The following is an 18,821-nucleotide window of genomic DNA, read 5'->3' on the forward strand; positions in this document are numbered from 1 at the left end:
CCCCGGGTTCGCTCCGGCCATGCTCGCGGGCGTCGACGGGCACCGCCCGGCGACGCTCGCTTCTCGTATCCCTGCCCGGCGAAGATCACGACGCGTTCTCCGAGTCGACGAACCACCGACGCGAAATTCGTCCGGCCCGCGTCGCGAAGCGCGTATAAGGTAGGCGCGGATCACGGAGGTGAGATGTCGGTCGTGCTGATTGCCGTGGTGGCGCTGTTCTTCGCCGCCATGGGCGTTTACGGACTGTTTCGCCCGAGCCAGTTGGCCGACACCGTCGGCTTGCTCGCCGATCGGGCCGACGCGCACGCCGAGGTGCGCGCGGTCTACGGCGGCTTCGGCGTCGCCGTGGCGGTGGTCCTCGGTTTGGCCGCCGCCGATGTCGGCGACCTCAGATTCGGCGTGTGCGTCGCGGTGGCCGCGGCGCTGGGCGGGATGGCGTTCGGCCGGATCTGGTCCTCTTTCACCGGGCGCGCGTCCGCCTTCTATCCGGTGTGGTTCTACTTCGTCGTCGAAGTGACCTTGGCCACCCTGCTCGGCGTCGCTGTCCTGCTCGACTGAGGTAGACGGAATGTTGCTGACGCTAAGAATCTAGTTTCCTGGACGGTCGCTATAATTTCCGTGCTGGACAGCACGGCCACTGTCGGCCATGGTGGAAACCGCTGCCTCCGTAGCTCAGTTGGATAGAGCAAGGGCCTTCTAATCCCTAGGTCGCAGGTTCGATTCCTGCCGGGGGCGCTCATACAGGCACCCTGTGGCCCGCATGTCGATGTGGGTCACAGGGTTGTTACCCGAACCGCGCGGCGGTCAAACAAGGACACTCGGGCCCATCACTACGCGCAAGGGCGGTACCAGTTCCACCACCACTCCCCCTGCTGCCGTCCTCGAACGGTTGCCGGTCGTCAGGAAGGAGCCACACCGTGCGGATCTACATCACCAGCGTGTTCGTCGACGACCAACAGAAGGCTTTCGACTTCTACACCGAAGTGCTCGGCTTCACCAAGAAGAACGACGTCCCCCTGGGTGCGGCTCGATGGTTGACGGTCGTCTCACCCGAGGACCCCAATGGTGCGGAACTGTTGCTCGAGCCGGACGGACATCCCGCGGTCAAGCCGTACAAGGACGGGTTGGTCGCCGACGGAATTCCGGCCGCCTCGTTCCAGGTCGAGAACGTGCGGGCGGAATACGAGCGGCTGCTCGCCCTCGGGGTGACGTTCACTCAGGAACCAATGGAAGCGGGGCCGGTGACCACGGCGGTCTTCGACGACACCTGCGGGAATCTGATCCAGATCGTCACCCCCGCCTAGCAGCATCGAGCCGCGATCGATTCGGCGCCGCGACAACTGGCCCGTAAATCGGCTCGGAATCCTGATCAGTGCGGCTTCGCCGCGGCCGGTACGGGATCAGGGAGAGCAATGGCGACATCGGGACGCTGGTCGAGCCGGAACACGCACTTCGTCCCGGTGTAGATGCTCGGCATGCACAGGTTGCAGTGGGTGCAGGCCGATTGGGCCGATTCGTCGGATTGGATGCGGCGCAACAGGTTCGGTTCGCGCAGTAGCGCCCGGCCCATGGCGACGAACTCGAAACCCTCGCGCATCGCCAGACGCATGGTGTCGAGGTTGGTGATGCCGCCCAGCAGGATCAGCGGCATGGAGAGTTCGCGGCGGAACTGGCGGGCCCGTTCGAGGAGGTACGCCTCGCAGTAGGGGTATTCGCGCAGGAAGCCGCGGCCGACCATGCGGAAGCCCCAGCGGGCCGGTCCGGGAAGGACTTTCGCGAACTCGTGGCGGGGTGCGTCGCCGTGAAAGAGCAGCATCGGGTTGAGCAGGGAGCTTCCGGCCGTCAGTTCCAAGGCGTCGAGCGCCCCGTCCGCCTCCAGCCACGCGGCGACTTGAAGTGATTCCGGCACGGTGAGGCCGCCGCGGACACCGTCCTCCATGTTCAGCTTCGCCGTCACCGCGAGGCGGCCGCCCACCGCTTCGGCCACCGCGCAGGCGATTTCGCGGACGAACCGGGCGCGATTGGCCGCCGAGCCACCGTAGCGGTCCTTCCGCCGGTTCAGCAGCGGGCTGAGGAACGAGCTCGCCAGGTAGTTGTGTCCGAAATGGATCTCCACCGCGTCGAATCCGGCTCGCTCGGCCAACTTCGCGGCATCCGCGTGGGCGGCGACGAGTTCGCGGATCTGGGACTCGTCGGGCACCTTCATCGGCCGCATGCCGAGCGGGCTGAACATGCGACTCGGCGCGAGGGCGGGCAGTCGGTTGGAGGCGGCGTTGGCCACGGGTCCGGCGTGCCCGATCTGCGCGCTCGCCGCCGCTCCCTCGGCGTGCACCGCGTCGGTCAGCTTCCGCAGCCCAGGCAGCGCCTCCTCACGCATCCAGATCTGGTGCCGATCGGTGCGGCCGCCCGGCGCGACCGCGCAGTACGCCACGGTGGTCATGCCGACGCCGCCCGCCGCGGTTTCGCGGTGGAACGCGATGAGTTCGTCGGTCACCAAGGCGTCGGGCGTGCGCCCCTCGAAGGTCGCGGCCTTGATCACCCTGTTGCGCAAGGTGATCGGGCCCAGCGTGGCCGGTGCGAAGACGTCGGTCATCGCGCACCTCCTTCCGGCGCGGCGAGCCCGGCGACCACGAAGTCCCGCAAGGTGGCGACGGCGGATGCCGACAGGTCTCGGTCTCCGGCACCGAACGACATGATGATGAGATCGAAGGCAAACGACCAGCGTCGCCTGCTCTCCGGTTCCGCGAGTTCGGGAAGCAGGCCGACCCACGAGTCCATCCGGAACCACGGCTGCTGCCACAGCAGCGGATGGCGGCCGAGCACCAACTGGGCGAGCAGCCGCAGGTGCAGGCGGCCCGCTGGATCGGCGGCGAGTTCGACGAACGGCTCGATCACCGCGTCGACGATGTCGGACACCGAACCGCACTCGGCGCTCACCGCGGCGAGGCGGTCGGCCCACAGCGGTCCGAGACGCTCCTCGAGCAGTGCCGCCACCAGGGATTCCTTCGATCCGAAGTGGTAGTGCACGGCAGCCGGATTGGCACCGGCCTCCGCGCAGATCGCCCGCACCGACACGTCCTCGTAGCGGTCGGTCAGCAACAAACGCTCGGCCGCCGCGAGCAGCCGCTCACGGGTGACCGCCGAAACTCTCTGAGCCATGGGTGTAGTAAAACACGTTTCAATCGTCGATTCAATCACTGATTGAAACGGCCGTGACGGCAGCGCGAGTCATGGGATGAAACTCGCGCCGCGCCGGTGTGTCGACCCGATCCATACGGTTACCGATGGTTTGCTGACTTCGCACGAGCTGGTTCCAGTCCATTTGATGCGAAGGGAGCGAGTCGATGCTTCGGTATTTCCACGCCGCGGCCGCGGTCTGCTGTGCGGCGCTGATCGCCCTGGCCCCCGCCGCGAACGCGGCGCCGCCGGACAACCACCCCCGCGACGCGCACGGCACCCGATCAACGACCCCGACGGTTTCCGCGACCGTCGATCTGATCATGGCTTCGGCGCGCCTCGGGACGAAGACACTGGCGCTGACCATCGTTCCGATCCACCAGTTCCCGTCGTTCGACGCCATCATCACGCGGGAGAGCGGCTGGAATGTCTTCGCGGTCAACCCGACCAGCGGCGCCTACGGGCTCGGCCAGGCGTTGCCGCCGGAGAAGATGTCCACCCACGGCTTCGATTGGCGATTCAATCCCGTCACCCAACTCCGCTGGACTTACGACTACATGGTCGCGCGCTACGGCAGTCCCGACGCCGCCTGGGCGTTCTGGCAACGGAACCACTGGTACTGACGCACGGCGTCAATCCTCGACCGCGAGCGCCTGCCGCATCGTCAACCGTCCCTGCGTCTGCATCAGCGAACGCCGGTAGATCTTCTCCGCGATCAGGACGATGCCGTAGATCCCCACGGCCATCAGGAGCAACGACACGAACGGCTCCCACCACGCGGCCGTTCCCTCGGCCAATCGGCTCGGCATCGCGACGATCGACACCACGGGCACGTAGGACGCGATGACCCGCCACGTCCCCGTCAGGAAGATTCCCGCGAACAGCACGATCATGATCAGCATCGACATCGGCATGGCGGTCGATTGCAGGTCCTCGCTGCGCGTCGCGAGCGCACCCGCGACCGCCCAGAAACTCGCCAGCGCGAGGAATCCCACCACGAAGAAGACGATGAACCAGCCCGCCGCGCCCGCGATCCTGGCCACCTGATCGCCCCTGCCGATCACCTGCAACCCGATCAGTCCCGCCCCGACGAACAGCGCCAGCTGCGCGAACGCCATCACGGTATTGCCCATCACCTTGCCGATCAGCAACTGCCGCAACGGAATCGCGCTCGCCAAGATCTCCACGACGCGGTTCTGCTTCTCCTCGACCACGCTCTGCGCGATGGCCATGCCGAACAGGAACGACGCCATGTAGAAGAGGAACGCGAAGACGAAACTCACGATGTTCGCGAGGCCAGGATCGACCGCGGATTCCTCGAGCAGGTCGTAGGTCACGATGCCACCGCGACTCAGCTGCTCCATGCTCAGCCCCGCGGCGGCGGCATTGCGTTGCACCGCCAACTGCTGTGCGGCGGCGGTGAGATAGGTTGCGGCATCGTCGTTCTGCGCCGTGTCGCCGACGAGGCGCCATCCGCCCTGATCGGCGGCGACCAAGCCGACCTCGACGTCCTCGTCGCGCACCTGCTGCTCGACGGCCGCGAGATCGGTCTGCGGGCGGGCGGTGAAGGTGATCTTCTTGTCCGCGCTCGCCGCCAAACCATTGGCGGTTTCGATGATTCGATCGGCGCCCGTTCCGACGACGGCGACGTCGATCTCGTCGGTGCGGTTGCTCATGAACCCGCTGATGGCCAAGGAGATGACGATCACGACGATGGTGATCGCCGTGGAGACCAGGAAGTTTCGATCGCGCAGCTTCACCGCGATCTCGCGGGCCGCCACGATCCGCCATAGTCCCCGCGGGGCGAAATCCGTGCTCATGCCCGCACCTCGCTGACGCTCACTCATGCCGTCACCTCCCGGTAGATCTCCGACACCGAAGGTCGCACTTCGGCCAGTTCACGCACCGGACCGCGGGCCAGTGCTTCGCCGAGCAGCGCTTCGGTTGTCGCGCCGTCGAGTTCGAGAAGGACGCTGGAACCGTTCGTTTGCAGCACCCGCACGCCCGCGAACGCCTGCACCCAGCCCGGGTCGCCGCCGAGCGAGAGCCGATAGCGCGTCGAACCGGTGGAGCGAAGCTCGTCCACCGAGCCCTGCCCGACGACCCGCCCCGACGCGAGAATCACCAGCCGGTCGCACAATCGCTCCACGAGATCCAGCTGGTGCGAGGAGAAGAGGACGGGCACGTCGAGGGCGGCGTACTCGCGCAACAGGTCGGCCATCGAATCGACGGCGGCCGGGTCGAGACCGGAGAACGGCTCGTCCAGGATCAGCAGCGACGGCTCCGCGATCACCGCCGCCGCGATCTGCACCCGCTGCTGGTTGCCCAGCGAGAGGGATTCCAGCTTGTCCTTGGCGCGGCCGCCGAGATCGAAGCGTTCCAGCAGTTCCTTCGCGCGCCGCCGGGCGTCGGCTGCCGACTGCCCGCGCAATCTGGCCAGGTAGACGAGTTGATCGAAGACCGGCTGCTTCGGGTACAGTCCGCGCTCCTCGGGCATGTAGCCGAACGACCGGCGATCCGCGGCGCTCACCGGCCTGCCCTGCCAGCGCAGTTCGCCGCCGTGCAGCGCAAGCACGCCCATGATCATCCGCATGGTGGTGGTCTTGCCCGCGCCGTTGCCGCCGACGAATCCGGTCAGGGTGCCGGGCGCCACGGTGAACGACACGTCGTCCACCGCGACGGTGCCCCCGAATCGGCGCACCAGGTGCGCGACTTCCAACATCGAACTCCCCTTGCCTCAGCCGTTCCATCCACCCTAGCGGCGGGTCCGACGAGGGGTGTTCTCTCCGAGGCCATCACCGGTTTCGCTGGCTCGAGGTGTGGTCATCGTCGTGTGCGGAACCGCGGCCGACCAGCCGCAAGGCGAGCCGCAGCACGCGACGATCTCCGTGGACAGGGTGCCGTCGGTGCGGCGGCGCTCGATGGCGGACGCCTCGGCGGGGTAGCCGCAGTTCGGGCATTTGCCGAAATAGTCGAGGATCGCCCGGATTCGCACGCGCTCGGGCAGGTCGATACGGAGGTGGACCGCCTCGTGGTTGTTCGGGAGATCGTTGGCTGCGGACATCGGCTTTCCTTGGTGCGTGTCAGCGCTGTGGTGCTGGCAGCGGAATGACGATGCCGAAGGGGAGGGTGATTGCGGGCGGTGGGCTGGGTGGAGCCGGGGGTTGCGGTGGCACAAGCTCTGGGAAGGCCGACTCGGGTGCGACATCGACAGCAGGCCCGGGACCGGAAGGCTGCGGCGGCTCTGGTGGTTTCGGCCCGTAGTACGGTTCGCCGCCGGTTTGCGAATGCGGGTCCTCTGATGTGCAGGACGGACTCGGCCGCGCCGGTGAGGATTCGGGCTCGATCGGCTCGACCGCGGTGCCGCCGTAGGGTCGGCCGGGCGCGAGCAGGCGGCCGCCTGGTTCGCCGAGTCGCGGCATCGGAGCTGGAACCGTCACCTGCTCACAGGGCTGCGGCTGCGGCTGCGGCGGCGGACAGAAGATCCCGCACGGAATCGGCGGCAGGCCGGGGATGGTGATCATCACCTGAGTCGGCGCCGGAGGCGCGGGGACATCGTTGGCAGGCGGCGCTTCCAGCGGGATCGTCAGCGGCGGCGCGGTGGTGTCGAGGGCGGCCATCTCCGGACCGGACCGGATCACGGGCGCCGATCCCGGCGGAATCAATCCCGGGTCGATGGCGACACGCGCCGGAGCGCCGCCGGTGCGGTAGGCCGCCGACCAGCTCAGCACATCGCTCGCGTACGACAGCGAGTTGTTGTACCGCAACACCGCACGCAATTCCTGTGCCGGATCACGCAAGTCGGACCCACCCGAACACAGGTATTTGCCCGCGGCCAACGACGCGTCGAACACGTTGTGCGGGTCCGCGACTCCGTCTCCGTTGCCGTCCGCGGCGTACGAACCCCAGGTGCTCGGCAGGAATTGCATCGGCCCCATCGCGCGCACGTATCCGCCGCCGGCGGCCTTGATGATCTCGTTGCCCGGCAGACTCCCGTCCAAGGCCGGTCCGAAGATCGGCGACACCGTCGTCCCCGCCGCGTCGGTGCGACCGTTTCCGGCGTGGGCGGACTCGATCCGCCCGATCCCGGCCAGCAGATTCCACGTCAACCCGCAGTGCGGCAGCGAGGACTCCAGCGCCAATTCGGCATTGCGGTAGGCCGCCAACACGATTTCCGGTATGCCCAGCGCACCGCCGGTATTCGGCAGCGAAATATCTTGCAGTGGAACCGTGCCCGCGAACGCGGGCGTCGCGGCGCGTAGCTTGCGTGGCGTGTCCGGCGCGACCGGAAGCAGGCCGACGGCCTGTGACAGTTCGCCCTCGCCCTCTCTTCGCACCGAACCTTGTTGCCTACCAGTCAGTATCGCTTCGGAAGCTTCGGGCGGAGCACTCGAACCGCCCGCGTCCGTCGACGACCCCGTGACAACCAGTCCAGCGACGACCAGCGCCGATGCGGTGAGTGGAGCGGATACACGCATTCGGCCTACCAATCTTCGACGTCGCCGGAGAGCGACTGTGCCCCTTCGGCGCTCGGTCCGTGGGGCCACTTCCAACCTCTCCCCACCGACCACATCACCGACGTTCCTCATTCCCCCAACAAATGAGGAACTGCCATTAACATACAGCATTATCTGCCGACGCCAGAGCGAAATTGGCGATCGACTATCCAGTTACTTACCCGTACCTGTCCCCGCCCGGCCAGACGGACCCTCCAGTGAGGGTCGACCCGACCCGCAGCACTCCAATCGCGCCCTACATCTCCCCCGAATTCATGGCCGCGCCACGCGAGTGGTCCAGTAAGGAGAACGGCGCGGTCCGGCCCGCGAGGGCGGCTAGGAATCCACCGTCGTCGCCCCAGACAGACTGTCGGTCACCAGTCGATGAGATCCAGTTCGTGCAGTTTGTGGAAGACGAGCATGGAGCCGGGGGCGACGTGGTCCATGGCCGCGTATTCGCGGACCGTGAAGTAGCGGAGCTCGGCGATTTCGCCGCTGGGGTGTGGGTCGCCGTCGAGTTCGGCGGTGAAGCAGGTCATGTGGAGGCGCGTGCCGGGTGCGTGGCCGTAGGCCTCTGCCTGGAAGATGCCGAGTTCGGTGTAGGTGGCGACGCCGACGCCCAGTTCCTCACGGACCTCGCGGTGCAGCGCCGCGACGGGCGTCTCCCCCGCGTCGATCTTGCCGCCCGCCATGTAGAAGACGTCCTTGCCGATGGACCGTGCCTGCAGCAGGCGCCGATTCCGGACGTGAGCCAACGCAGCTGTGCGAATCACCGGCCCACCCTACTGATCGGCACGGGTCGCCGGTCAACCGAATTCCGCACGATGTGGGTCGGCGCACGGCCGCGGCTGATCCACCGAATCGTCACCGGTCATCGCGGGCTCACGCCACTGGGCAGCTCGACGCATCGCTGACGACCACGAGTGCGGATTGTGATCAGCGCGGCGGTCGCAGGTGGCTGTGGGGTTGGGGTGGGTAGCCCTGCTGCGGGTAGTTCCAGGTTGTCGGCTGGCGTGTGCGGAGGGCTCGGACGTCGCGGCTGCGGACGATGGACAGGAAATCGCCGTAGGTGTCGTAATCGATCGAACCGTCTGCCAGTAGGCCGAACACGGCTAGGAAGGCGCGAAAGAAAAAGGCGCGCAGAAGGTTCCAGAGCGTGGGACGGCGGCCGTCGACGCCTCGGATCACAACGACACCGAAGAGGAGCTTGCCCAGCGTCGCTCCGAAGAAGCGTTGAAACAGCACGGTGTGCACGAATGACGCCGCGATATAGGCGATGACACCGACCAGTACCGCGAACAGCACGTTCTCGATGTCAGCCGCGACGGCGAAGGCGACGCCGAAATGCAGCAGCACGTCGACGGTTACCGCCGCGAAGGTGCGCAACTCGCGTGGAGACGGATACCGGGGGTCGTTGTCCGCACCGTGATACCGCGGGCCACGCTGCGCCGCCTGCGTCGTGCGTTCATTGAACTGTTCCACTCTGCGATTGATGAACCCCACGTGACGAGCATGGCACGGCCGCGCCCGAGTACCCACTCGAGCACCGCGATCACGCTCGGCCGAAGTAGGTGCGGCCGGATGAGCTGCCCCCTCCGGTCAACCACACACAGCACCCACCGCACCGACAACCACTTCCAACCCGCGCTCCAACTCTTCCTCACCGATCGTCAACGGCGGCAACAACTTCACCACCTCGTCCACCGACCCCGAGGTTTCCACCAGCAACCCCCGATCGAACGCCACCTGGCAAACCTTCCCCGCCAGCGACGGATCCTCGAACACGATCCCGTGCACCAAACCCCGCCCCCGCGTCGAGACACCGGGAAGATCGGCCGCCAGCCGCGCAAGCACCGCCTCGATCCGCGCGCCCTTGGCCAGGGTGGCGCGCTCGAGCGCGTCGTCGGACCAGTAGTGGCGCAACGCGAGCTCGGCCGTGACGAAGGCGGGGTTGTTCCCGCGGAAGGTGCCGTTGTGCTCACCGGGCGCCCACTGGTCCAGCTCCGACTTGAAAAGCACCAGCGCCATGGGCAATCCGTAGCCGCCGATCGACTTCGACAGCGTCACGATGTCGGGCGTGATACCGGCGAACTCGAAGGAGAAGAACGGGCCGGTGCGCCCGCAGCCCATCTGCACGTCGTCGACGATCAGCAGGATGCCGCGCGCCCGGCACAGGTCGGCCAGTTCGCGCAGCCATTGCGCCCGCGCGACGTTCACCCCGCCTTCGCCCTGCACCGTCTCCACGATCACGGCGGCGGGCTTGTCCAGACCCGACGAGGGATCGTCCAGCGCGCGGCGCATCCAGTTCAGGTCGTCGTCCGCGCCGAGGTAGCCGTCGTAGGGCATCGGCGTGACGTGCACCAGCGGCACGCCCGCGCCCGCGCGCTTGGCGGCGTTGCCGGTCACCGACAGCGCACCGAGCGACATGCCGTGGAAGGCGTTGGTGAAGTTCAGCACCGCCTGCCTGCCGGTCACCTTACGCGCGAGTTTGAGCGCTGCCTCGACGGCGTTCGCGCCGGTCGGGCCGGGAAACTGCACCTTGTAGTCCAGCCCGCGCGGGGTGAAGACGGTGTCGCGCAGGGTTTCCAGCAGCCGTCGCTTGGCCACCGTCGACATGTCCAGTCCGTGGGTGATCCCGTCGCCCGCGAGATAGTCGATCAGCGCGCGCTTGAGGACCGGATTGTTGTGGCCGTAGTTCAGCGCGCCCGCACCGGCGAAGAAATCCAGGTAGTCGCGGCCTTGCTCGTCGCGCAACCAGGCGCCGCTGGCGGTGTCGAACACCGTCGGCCAGGATCGGCAGTACCCGCGAACGTTCGATTCGAGTGCCTCGAAAACGGTCGACTCGGCGACAGTCATCGACGATCCTTCCTGTCGTGCGCGAGCACTCCATCAATCTGAAGTGTCTGTGTTTCTAACACTCGCGCCTCAGGTTCGTAGCGCTTTTCCAAAAATCGCGCGGGAAGCTACCGCGAGTCCGCGACCGGGCAGTAAAGTCGACTCCTTGTGCGCTGGAGTGCGGGAGGGGAGGAACGGCTGGCCGCAGCAACCCGGGCGCGACGCGAGGCGACACTGTATTGGCGGCTCGCGGTGGCGGGGTTCCGGCGTCAGTCGCAGTACAAACTGGCGATGTTCGCGGGTCTGTTCACCAACTGCGTGTTCGGTTTGGTGCGCGCCGCGGTGATGCTCGCCGCCGTGCGCAGTGCGGGTGACTTCGGCGGATACGACGAAGGCACCATGGGCGCCTACGTCTGGCTCTCACAAGGACTGCTCGGCGCGATGCAATTCATGGGCCCGCCACTGGAATTGGTGGACCGGGTCAAGAACGGCGACGTCGCCATCGATTTCTTGCGTCCCGTCGATATCCAACTGGGTTATCTCGCCGCCGATCTCGGGCGTGCGACGTGCACATTGGTACCGCGGTTTCTGCCCAGCGTGCTGTTCGGATTCCTCACCGTCGGACTCGCTATGCCCGCGACGCCCGGTCCGTATGTGCTCGGCGTGATTTCGGTGGTGCTCGCCGTCGCGCTGTCGTTTCTGATGCTGTTCGCTATCGGCCTGATCGGTTTCTGGGTGGTGGAAACCCGCGGCATCCGCGTGCTTTATCAGATCTGCGGCACTTTCCTGGCCGGACTGTTCGTGCCGGTGCACATGTTCCCGGACTGGCTGCGCCTGCTCGCGTACGCCACTCCGTTCCCTTCGATTCTGCAAGCCCCGATCGACGTGCTCTCGGGTCGGATACTCGGTCTGGAAGCGATGACGGTCGTTGGGACACAGCTGTTCTGGGTGCTCACGATCGCAGCGATCGGCAGACTCATGCTGTCGGCCGGACGCCGCAGGCTGGAGGTGCAGGGTGGCTGAGCCGCTGGTCGCCGTGCCGTCGGGCAGCTGGTTCACACCGTATGCCGCGGTGTTGCGCTCGCGCATCCGAGCTCAGCGCGCCTATCGATTGTCCTTCGCCAGCGAGGTGTTCAGCGCGTTCCTCATCGGCGTCGTCGAATTCGCCGAGGTGTGGGTCATCTTCCACAACGTGGGAGTGCTCGGCGGGCTGGACATGCGCGGGGCGCTACTGCTGTTCGGCCTGAGCAACACCACGTTCGCGCTGGCCCAAGTACTCGTCGGACATCTGGATACACTGCCGACGCTGATCCGGATGGGCACCCTCGACGCCTACCATCTGCGCCCGCAACCCTTGTTGCTGCAACTCGTGACCGGCGATGTCTCGCTGCGCCGATTCGCCCGCGCCGCGGTCGCCATAGTGGTGCTCGTCATCGGGTTGCTACAGAACGACATCGATTGGGGACCGGCCGCATTCGGACTCCTGGCGATGACACTCGCGTGCGGTATTCTCCTGTTCGGCGGGATCTTCGTCTGCGCGGCCGGGTTGCAGTTCTTCCTGATCGACGGCTCCGAGCTCACCAACAGTTTCACCTACGGCGGGTCGTTCGCCGCTATGCAGCCCGCCTCGGTATTTCCGCTGCCGCTGAAACTGCTGTTCGGATTCGCCATCCCGGTCGCGTTCACGGCGTACCTGCCCACCATCGCCCTGCTCGGGTTGCCCGGCCCGCCGTTGCTGCCGTCCTGGCTGGTCTGGTTCACCCCGCTGGCGACGCTGTGGATTTGGCTGCTGGCATTCGGTCTATGGCGGCTCGGGACTAGGCACTACCAGGGAGGTGGCGGATAAGCGTGGCGGACAGCGACTTATCTGACGCGATCATCGACATCGAAAATCTGACAAGGCAATTCACGCTGTATCGCAAGAACGGCCGCCGCTGGCGCAGGCAGCGCGACACCCTCACCGCGGTCGACAGGATGACCTTTCGCATCGAACGCGGCGCGGCGGTCGGCTACATCGGGGCGAACGGGGCGGGGAAGTCCACCACCATCAAGATGCTCACCGGCATCCTGGTCCCCTCGTCCGGTCGGGTGCGCACCTGCGGACTCGAGCCGGTCCGGCAGCGCCGGGAACTGGCCGGCCGCATCGGGGTGGTGTTCGGCCAGCGGTCCCAGCTGTGGTGGGATCTGCCACTGCGCGAATCGTTCACGATCCTGGCCGCCATCCACCGCCTGGAACCCGACATCACCCGCAAGCGCACCTACGAGCTGGTCGAGCAGCTGGAAATGGCCGAGACACTGGACACTCCGGTGCGGCAACTCTCGCTGGGTCAGCGCATGCGCGCCGAGGTCGCGGCGGCGCTGCTGCACTCCCCGGAGCTGGTGATACTCGACGAACCAACCATCGGTCTCGACGTGCTGTCCAAGCAGCGGTTGCGCGAATTCCTGCGCACGGAACGGGTGGACCGCGGCACCACGCTGCTGCTCACCACCCACGACATGGGCGATATCGAAAGGCTTTGCGACCGTGTGCTCGTCGTCGATCACGGCAGCCTGGTCTACGACGGATCGCTGTCCGGACTCGGCGCGACGGTGGGCGCGCGCCGGGTGCTCGTGGTGGACCTCGCCGAGCCGACCGCGGATCTGCGCGACCTGCCGCCCGGCGCCGAACTGCTCACCAGCGAGGCGGATGGCATGCGCCAGCGCCTGGCCTTCGACGCCGAATCCATCACCGCCGCACAGTTGCTCGCCGCAGTGTCGGACCGCGCGGAGGTGCGGGATCTGTCCATCGAGGAGCCCGGTATCGAAGACGTGGTCCGCCGGATATACGAATCCGCCCGCTGACGAGTCGGCGGGCGGATTCGGAGTGGTCGATTCGATCGGCGGTTACGGCTCGCGCGCCCCCTGGTCGAGCCGGAACGGCGGGTATTCGTCACGCATCAGCGAGGCGTAGGCCTGCACCCGGATGGCCCATCGGTTGATGCCGACGACGAAGTCGTACAGGCCCTTCGGGTAGACCGCGGTGAACAGCAGGGCGATCAGCGCCACGGCCAGAAGCAGATAGATCACCGGCCAAGCCAGCATGACATTCCAGGCGTCGGAGCCGTTGTCCTCCATCGCGGTGCCGATCGCGCCGCTCATCAGCGCGCCGATGATCAGATAGTGCGGAATGGCGAGCAGCCACCATTTGATCAAAACCAGTCCGCGGTGCAGAGTTTCGGGATAATCGACCTCCAGATCGGCTGGATAGTCCGCGTCCGGCCGCAAATGGAACGGCGGGTATTTGTCGGTGCCGAGTACGGTCAGCGAGTAGAAACTGACGCGCCAATTCCAGCGCATCACACCGACATTGAAATCGAAGAGGCCGCGCGGATACCTCCCGGTGAACAGGATCGCGAAGAACGCGATCACGGACACCACGAAGTACGCGATGTGCAGGAAGAACAGCACGATGTAGTGCGGGATGGCCAGAATCCACTTCACCAGCCACATCCACCGCGACAGACCGGGATCGAGATCCCCTCGGACGCGGACCGGATTCACGGCGGCCGCCGGCTTCTCGAGTTCCATTTCCATGATCGACGCTCCTTCCGGGCTGCGCCCAGCCCACCGGGCTCGGATTTCACAGCGCCCCTGTGAGGTATCTCATAATTGTCCGGCACCCCTCCGGCAGTAAGGCCACGATGCGGTACCGACACGCCAACAAAAACGACCGTCCAGCCCGCGCCGCGATGTTGCGGAACGCGATGGCGGCCCTGATACTGACTGGCGTTTGGATCGAAAACCGTTGTGTTTGGGGGGAATCCACATGCGTAACTCTCGGCCCGTCGTTCTGGTCGTCGGCCTGCTGCTGATCGCTGTGCTCGCCGTCTCGGTGACCGGCTGCGGTTCGAGCAAGAAGCGGCGCCACTCCTCGTCCGGACCGGTCGCCGCGGCGACCACGACGAGTGCCGCGGCATTCCGCAACTGTGAGGACGCCTGGGCGGCGGGCAAAGCACCCCTGCGCCGCCAGGACCCCGGCTACTCGGTCCAGCTCGACCGCCTCGACGGCAAAGAGGACGGCGTCGCCTGCCTCGTCCGCCCCGCACCCCGCCGCTGACCGAACCCGGGCGTCGGCCGGTCCGGCCTCAGCGCAGCCCCGTCCTCGACAGCACGGGCCGCACGTCGCTCGGCCTCGACTACCGCGCCGCGCACCCACGGATCGATCCCAGGTAGCGCTGCCGCCCGCGGTGAACTCGCGCCGGGCGCGCCGATCGTCGAATCCACCAGCGGCACCATCCTCGCGCGCTTCGCGGGGGGCACCGCCCCTGCGATGCGGACACAACGCCTGCGTGGGCCGCGACGCGTCGCATGCCCTTCGGGCTGTGCCGCGTCCACAAAGGTTGGCACCGCAATCCGACCGAAGGTCACCGGCAGTCGGCCCACCGCGACGAAGGTCACCCTCGGTCGGTCGTACTCCGGGGCCGAGGCGGACTAACTCGGCGCCTGCCCCTGCGCGGAGTACAGACTGACCTCACCTTCCTCGCTGAGGAACGCGTTGACCAGCATGATCCGGTTGACCCGCAGCTCCTCGGGATCGGGCGCGGTGGTGGTGATGGAGATCTGCGGGATGGCGCCCCAGTTGACCACGTAGCGCTCCGGCGGGCCGTCGTCGTCGGACAAACGTGCGAGCCGGAACACCGAGACCGTCTTGCGGACGATGAGGTTGCGCACGACTTCAGCAATTCGCTCGGGGTCTTCCAGCGAGAACATGAAGCCGAATGTCAGCTCCGGCGATGACACATAAGCGGGCACGAACATCGAGGCTAGTCCATCGCACCGGGGTGCGCAGCCGCCGCGCCGCGACGATAACTGGAGATGCGCCGATCGCCCAGTTCACCTTGGGCAAAGATAGATTTCGTGTGACTGCACCGTAACGAACGATAACGATTTCCGGCTGGCGCGTGGATTTTCCCCCATTCGGTTGCGCCGATTCGACTATCGCGCTTTCCTGAAAGTGTCCCGATTTTTCGGGCCGTCTTCCTCATCGCATCGTCGCGGATTTCCCGGTTTCTTTGCCGTGCTGGTGGACTGTGTGGGGGGCGTCCGGGCTCGGGGCTGCGCCGGAGCCGAGGGGTGCCCCTCCCCGAAATCCCCCTCGGCCCTGGCGTATCCATGTCGGATCGTTACCGCAGGGGCGTGCACTATGCCTACCGAATACGCCGGGAGCCGTATCGGAGCCGGCGAGCTGCCACCGCGATCGGCGCTGTTGCGCGCGTTTCGCGAAGCCGACGACCCGAACCGCCGAAAGCACCGAGTCCTGGCCGCGGCCCGCGAGCTGGTCGAATGCCACGAACGCAGGCACCGGGCGCTGGCCGCCGCGCACGCGCCGGACGCCACCAACGGTCGGGTCGCGGCGTGCAGTCAGCTGGTGGACGACATCGACGGTCGCCGCGCCGAGCTCGTCGGCCGGATCAACGACTGGGTGGCGACCAACGTCCCGCACCGCACGGGCGCCTCGCTGCACACCGAGACACTGGGCGCTGTCATCGATCGAATGGCGGCGAAATGGACTGCGGCACAACAGGCTTTGAGCAGAACCGGCTCGGCGACGCATTCACCGCGGGTGGACGGGGAAGCCCACCTGCTGTGGACGCGGCTCGCCGAGCTGGCCGACGGCTATCAGGATCTGATCACCGACGTCACCGAGCACCGGCGCAGGCTGCCGGTGTGGTGATCAGCGGCGGTCGTCGAGATCGGACTCGACGACCTCGGCCTCGACGAACGCGGAACCCGTCGCGGACGTGGGCTCGGGCTCGTCGGGGACCTCGTCCAGCGGCGCTTCCCGCTGAACAGCCGCATCCTTGCGGGCCGCGGCGGCCGCCTCGTTCATCTCGATCGCGTCGGTGATCCACTCACCGATCTCCCGAGTGACCTCCTGAACGGTCCCGGTGATGATCGTCGCGATATTTCCGACGTGCCTGGCACCGGAGGCCGTCAATTCTTGAATCAAATCCTTGTTGCTTTCGAATTTCCCGATCATTCACACGCCCACTTCGGTCGCCTTCCGCTGACGCATCACGATAACACCGGGAGATGACGTGTTCTTCGTGAAGCGCGGCGGCAGCGCCAGCTTGAAAATCTTCAGCCACACATCGCCGATCTGCTTGCTCAACGGGCCGGTGTGGTAGGGCAATCCGTACTTCTCACACAACGCCCGCACCTCCGGCGCGATCTCCGGATAGCGGTTGGCGGGGATGTCGGGGAACAGGTGGTGTTCGATCTGGTGCGACAGATTGCCGCTCATGATGTGGAACAGCTTGCCGCCGGTGATGTTCGCCGAGCCGAGCATCTGCCGGACGTACCACTCGCCGCGGGTCTCCTCGGCGGTCTCCTCTTCGGTGAACGTCTGTACGCCGGAGGGGAAGTGGCCGCAGAAGATGATCGAGTAGGCCCAGACGTTGCGCACCAGGTTGGCCGCGGCGTTGCCTGCCACCGTGCTGACGAACAGCGGGCCGGTCAGCGCGGGGAACACCACGTAGTCCTTGAGCGCCTGGCGGCCCGCCTTGCGCCACCAGCCCTTGATCAGCGGCTTGAGGTCGGACCACTTGCGCTTGCCTTGAACGATGTTCTCGGCTTCGGCGTCGTGCAGCATGACGCCCCATTCGAAGAACACCATCAGCAGGAACGCCCACACCGGGTTGCCCAGGTAGTAGGGGTTCCACTTCTGGCCCTCATCCATCCGCAGGATGCCGTAACCGATGTCGCGGTCCATGCCGTGGATGTTGGTGAAGGTGTGGTGCAGGTAGTTGTGCGAGTGCTTCCACTGGTCGGCCGGGCAGACCGTATCCCACTCGAACTCACGGGAATTCAAGCCGGGCTCACGCATCCAGTCGTACTGGCCGTGCATGACGTTGTGGCCGATCTCCATGTTGTCCAGGATCTTCGACACGCTCAGCGCGGCCACCGCGGCCAGCCACACCGGCGGCAGGAAGCCCAGGTACATCAGGCCGCGCCCGGCGATCTCGAAACCGCGCTGCGCCTTGATGATCGAGTAGATGTATTCCCGGTCGCGCTCGCCGAGGTCGGCGACGACGCGGTCGCGCAGTTCGTCGAGCGCCTTGCCGAGCTCCTCGACCTGGTCGGGAGTCAGGACCAGCGGTCCGTCCTTGGTCTCGGTCAGGATGGTCATAGTCAGTCCCCTTGTGTCTGTCTAGATGTCGATGTCGACGTCGCCCACCGCGGCGCTGACGCAGAGCTGGATGGGCTGGTCGGGATCGCTGTCGGTCTCGCCGGTGCGCAGGTTGCGCGTGCAGCCGGAGCGGCGAACGGCGGTGCAGGAGAAGCAGATCCCCATGCGGCAGCCGTACTCCGGGGTCAGGCCCGCGGCCTCGGCCTGCTCGAGCAGGCTGGTACCGGTGTTCTCGGCACGCACCCCGCTGGCCGAGAAGCTCGTCGAGCCGTGCACCTCGTCCGCGTCGACGGGGGCGGCCGAGAGCGTGAACTCCTCAGAGTGCAGCCGGTCGGCCAGTTCCTCGGCCTCGTACACCTTGCGCACCGCGTCCATGAGCGGCGGCGGCCCGCACACATAGGTCTGCGCGTCGGCGAACCAGGGCGCGACGCGCTCGAGCTCGTCGTAGTCGAACGGGCCGCCGCCCTGCTCCGGATAGCGCATCTCGACGCGGAAACGCGGGTTCCGCTCGGCGATGGCCTCCAGCTCGGCGCGGTGCGGCACCACCTCCGGCGAACGGGCGTAGTGCAGGAAGGTCAGTTCGCCGGGATAACCCTCGTCGGCGAGGGTCCGCATCATCGACAGCACCGGCGTGATGCCGCTGCCGCCGCTGATCAGCAGCACCCGGTCGGGGCGGACCTCGGGCAACCGGAACACTCCGGCCGCCGGGCTCAGGTCGACCACCATGCCGGACACGGCGTTCTCGTGCAGATACTGCGACACCAGGCCCCCGGGATGCGCTTTGACGGTGAGCTGGATGTGCCGGTCGCGCCGACCTTCCGGATTCACCGGCGAGTAGCACCTGGTGTGCCGGACGCCGTCGATCACCACGCCGATCTGGACGTACTGTCCCGCGGCGTGGCCGCGCCACTGCCTGGTCGGGCGCAGGGTGAGCGTCACCGAGCCGGGCACCGAGCGGCGCACGTGGGTGATCTCGGCGCGCATCTGCCGGACGGTCAGCGTGGGACGCACGAGTTCCAGGTACCGGTCGAGCGGATGGGGCGTGGTCAGGGTCTGCACCAGGTCGATGAGATCCACCATTCGGTTCTCCGTACCTCTGATTGTCGGTGGGTCAAGGCTGTGGCGTGCCGACTGTCACTTGATCA

The 18,821-nt window shown here is 66.6% G+C and carries 22 protein-coding genes and 1 tRNA gene; 9 read left to right on the plus strand and 14 right to left on the minus strand.

The window, feature by feature from the left end; translation table 11 throughout:
• Positions 1-183: 183 nt before the first annotated feature.
• The 3 genes from AB0H49_RS16650 (at position 184) to AB0H49_RS16660 (ending at position 1,304) form a co-directional block, all read left to right on the plus strand.
• Entirely contained in the window at positions 184-558 is a 375-nt protein-coding gene (locus AB0H49_RS16650) for a DUF4345 family protein (RefSeq protein WP_355000902.1), read from the plus strand.
• Between the two features lie 103 nt (positions 559-661).
• Positions 662-735, plus strand: a tRNA-Arg gene (locus AB0H49_RS16655).
• Between the two features lie 182 nt (positions 736-917).
• Complete coding sequence (locus AB0H49_RS16660; protein WP_357252175.1) at positions 918-1,304, plus strand: VOC family protein; 387 nt, start codon at positions 918-920, stop codon at positions 1,302-1,304.
• 65 nt (positions 1,305-1,369) lie between these two features.
• On the opposite strand, the gene AB0H49_RS16665 is transcribed toward AB0H49_RS16660, so the two are convergent.
• Both AB0H49_RS16665 and AB0H49_RS16670 read right to left on the minus strand, forming a co-directional pair.
• A complete protein-coding gene (locus AB0H49_RS16665) occupies positions 1,370-2,593 on the minus strand; it encodes an NADH:flavin oxidoreductase (RefSeq protein WP_357252178.1) in 1,224 nt (407 codons plus the stop codon).
• Entirely contained in the window at positions 2,590-3,159 is a 570-nt protein-coding gene (locus AB0H49_RS16670; protein ID WP_357252181.1) for a TetR/AcrR family transcriptional regulator, read from the minus strand. Before AB0H49_RS16670 ends, AB0H49_RS16665 begins: the two co-directional genes overlap by 4 nt.
• 185 nt (positions 3,160-3,344) lie before the next feature.
• Between AB0H49_RS16670 and AB0H49_RS16675 the strand changes: the two genes are divergently transcribed.
• Positions 3,345-3,800 carry a lytic transglycosylase domain-containing protein gene (locus AB0H49_RS16675; protein WP_355000906.1) on the plus strand — a complete coding sequence of 152 codons (456 nt, stop codon included), beginning with the start codon at positions 3,345-3,347 and terminating at the stop codon, positions 3,798-3,800.
• 9 nt (positions 3,801-3,809) lie between these two features.
• Here the strand turns inward: AB0H49_RS16675 and AB0H49_RS16680 are convergent, their stop codons facing one another.
• The 7 genes from AB0H49_RS16680 to ectB form a co-directional block, all read right to left on the minus strand.
• On the minus strand, positions 3,810-5,024 hold the full coding sequence (locus tag AB0H49_RS16680) for an ABC transporter permease (RefSeq protein ID WP_357252184.1): 1,215 nt from the start codon (positions 5,022-5,024) through the stop codon (positions 3,810-3,812).
• Entirely contained in the window at positions 5,021-5,899 is an 879-nt protein-coding gene (locus AB0H49_RS16685) for an ATP-binding cassette domain-containing protein (RefSeq protein WP_357252187.1), read from the minus strand. Before AB0H49_RS16685 ends, AB0H49_RS16680 begins: the two co-directional genes overlap by 4 nt.
• A gap of 33 nt (positions 5,900-5,932) precedes the next feature.
• Complete coding sequence (locus AB0H49_RS16690; RefSeq protein WP_357252189.1) at positions 5,933-6,241, minus strand: hypothetical protein; 309 nt, start codon at positions 6,239-6,241, stop codon at positions 5,933-5,935.
• 19 nt (positions 6,242-6,260) lie between these two features.
• Positions 6,261-7,514, minus strand: a complete 1,254-nt coding sequence (locus AB0H49_RS16695; RefSeq protein WP_357252192.1) for a lytic murein transglycosylase — start codon at positions 7,512-7,514, stop codon at positions 6,261-6,263.
• Between the two features lie 533 nt (positions 7,515-8,047).
• Positions 8,048-8,446: an NUDIX domain-containing protein gene (locus AB0H49_RS16700; RefSeq protein ID WP_355000911.1), complete on the minus strand. Its 399-nt coding sequence runs from the start codon at positions 8,444-8,446 to the stop codon at positions 8,048-8,050.
• 163 nt (positions 8,447-8,609) lie between these two features.
• Complete coding sequence (locus tag AB0H49_RS16705; RefSeq protein WP_357252196.1) at positions 8,610-9,176, minus strand: RDD family protein; 567 nt, start codon at positions 9,174-9,176, stop codon at positions 8,610-8,612.
• Positions 9,177-9,272: 96 nt separating this feature from the next.
• The gene (gene ectB / locus AB0H49_RS16710) at positions 9,273-10,529 is read right to left on the minus strand and encodes a diaminobutyrate--2-oxoglutarate transaminase (protein ID WP_357252199.1); all 1,257 of its coding nucleotides are present in this window, start codon (positions 10,527-10,529) and stop codon (positions 9,273-9,275) included.
• Between the two features lie 270 nt (positions 10,530-10,799).
• Here ectB and AB0H49_RS16715 point away from each other — a divergent pair, with 270 nt between their 5' ends.
• From AB0H49_RS16715 to AB0H49_RS16725, 3 genes are read left to right on the plus strand one after another with little or no spacing between them, the layout of a single operon-like run.
• Positions 10,800-11,531, plus strand: a complete 732-nt coding sequence (locus AB0H49_RS16715) for an ABC-2 family transporter protein (protein ID WP_355000914.1) — start codon at positions 10,800-10,802, stop codon at positions 11,529-11,531.
• A complete protein-coding gene (locus AB0H49_RS16720; protein WP_357252203.1) occupies positions 11,524-12,354 on the plus strand; it encodes an ABC-2 family transporter protein in 831 nt (276 codons plus the stop codon). The genes AB0H49_RS16715 and AB0H49_RS16720 overlap by 8 nt, the downstream gene beginning before the upstream one ends.
• A 2-nt stretch (positions 12,355-12,356) precedes the next feature.
• Positions 12,357-13,349, plus strand: a complete 993-nt coding sequence (locus tag AB0H49_RS16725; protein ID WP_355000916.1) for an ATP-binding cassette domain-containing protein — start codon at positions 12,357-12,359, stop codon at positions 13,347-13,349.
• 42 nt (positions 13,350-13,391) lie between these two features.
• Here the strand turns inward: AB0H49_RS16725 and AB0H49_RS16730 are convergent, their stop codons facing one another.
• Positions 13,392-14,081 carry a DUF4389 domain-containing protein gene (locus tag AB0H49_RS16730; RefSeq protein WP_357252207.1) on the minus strand — a complete coding sequence of 230 codons (690 nt, stop codon included), beginning with the start codon at positions 14,079-14,081 and terminating at the stop codon, positions 13,392-13,394.
• 232 nt (positions 14,082-14,313) lie between these two features.
• Here AB0H49_RS16730 and AB0H49_RS16735 point away from each other — a divergent pair, with 232 nt between their 5' ends.
• On the plus strand, positions 14,314-14,604 hold the full coding sequence (locus AB0H49_RS16735) for an excalibur calcium-binding domain-containing protein (RefSeq protein ID WP_355000918.1): 291 nt from the start codon (positions 14,314-14,316) through the stop codon (positions 14,602-14,604).
• Between the two features lie 374 nt (positions 14,605-14,978).
• Here AB0H49_RS16735 and AB0H49_RS16740 read toward each other — a convergent pair whose 3' ends face one another.
• Entirely contained in the window at positions 14,979-15,305 is a 327-nt protein-coding gene (locus tag AB0H49_RS16740; RefSeq protein ID WP_355000919.1) for a hypothetical protein, read from the minus strand.
• 385 nt (positions 15,306-15,690) lie between these two features.
• Here AB0H49_RS16740 and AB0H49_RS16745 point away from each other — a divergent pair, with 385 nt between their 5' ends.
• Complete coding sequence (locus AB0H49_RS16745; protein ID WP_357252211.1) at positions 15,691-16,221, plus strand: DUF4254 domain-containing protein; 531 nt, start codon at positions 15,691-15,693, stop codon at positions 16,219-16,221.
• Here AB0H49_RS16745 and AB0H49_RS16750 read toward each other — a convergent pair whose 3' ends face one another.
• Genes AB0H49_RS16750 through AB0H49_RS16760 form a run of 3 tightly spaced genes read right to left on the minus strand, consistent with a single transcriptional unit; the run spans position 16,222 to position 18,756 of the window.
• The gene (locus AB0H49_RS16750) at positions 16,222-16,527 is read right to left on the minus strand and encodes a hypothetical protein (protein ID WP_355000921.1); all 306 of its coding nucleotides are present in this window, start codon (positions 16,525-16,527) and stop codon (positions 16,222-16,224) included.
• Positions 16,528-17,676 (minus strand): acyl-CoA desaturase, encoded by a 1,149-nt coding sequence (locus tag AB0H49_RS16755; RefSeq protein WP_355000922.1) that lies wholly within the window; start codon positions 17,674-17,676, stop codon positions 16,528-16,530. It abuts the gene before it with no gap.
• A gap of 21 nt (positions 17,677-17,697) precedes the next feature.
• Positions 17,698-18,756: an FAD-binding oxidoreductase gene (locus AB0H49_RS16760; protein WP_357252216.1), complete on the minus strand. Its 1,059-nt coding sequence runs from the start codon at positions 18,754-18,756 to the stop codon at positions 17,698-17,700.
• Positions 18,757-18,821 lie beyond the last annotated feature (65 nt).

It is taken from the genome of Nocardia sp. NPDC050713 (assembly GCF_040654315.1).
GTDB lineage: Bacteria > Actinomycetota > Actinomycetes > Mycobacteriales > Mycobacteriaceae > Nocardia.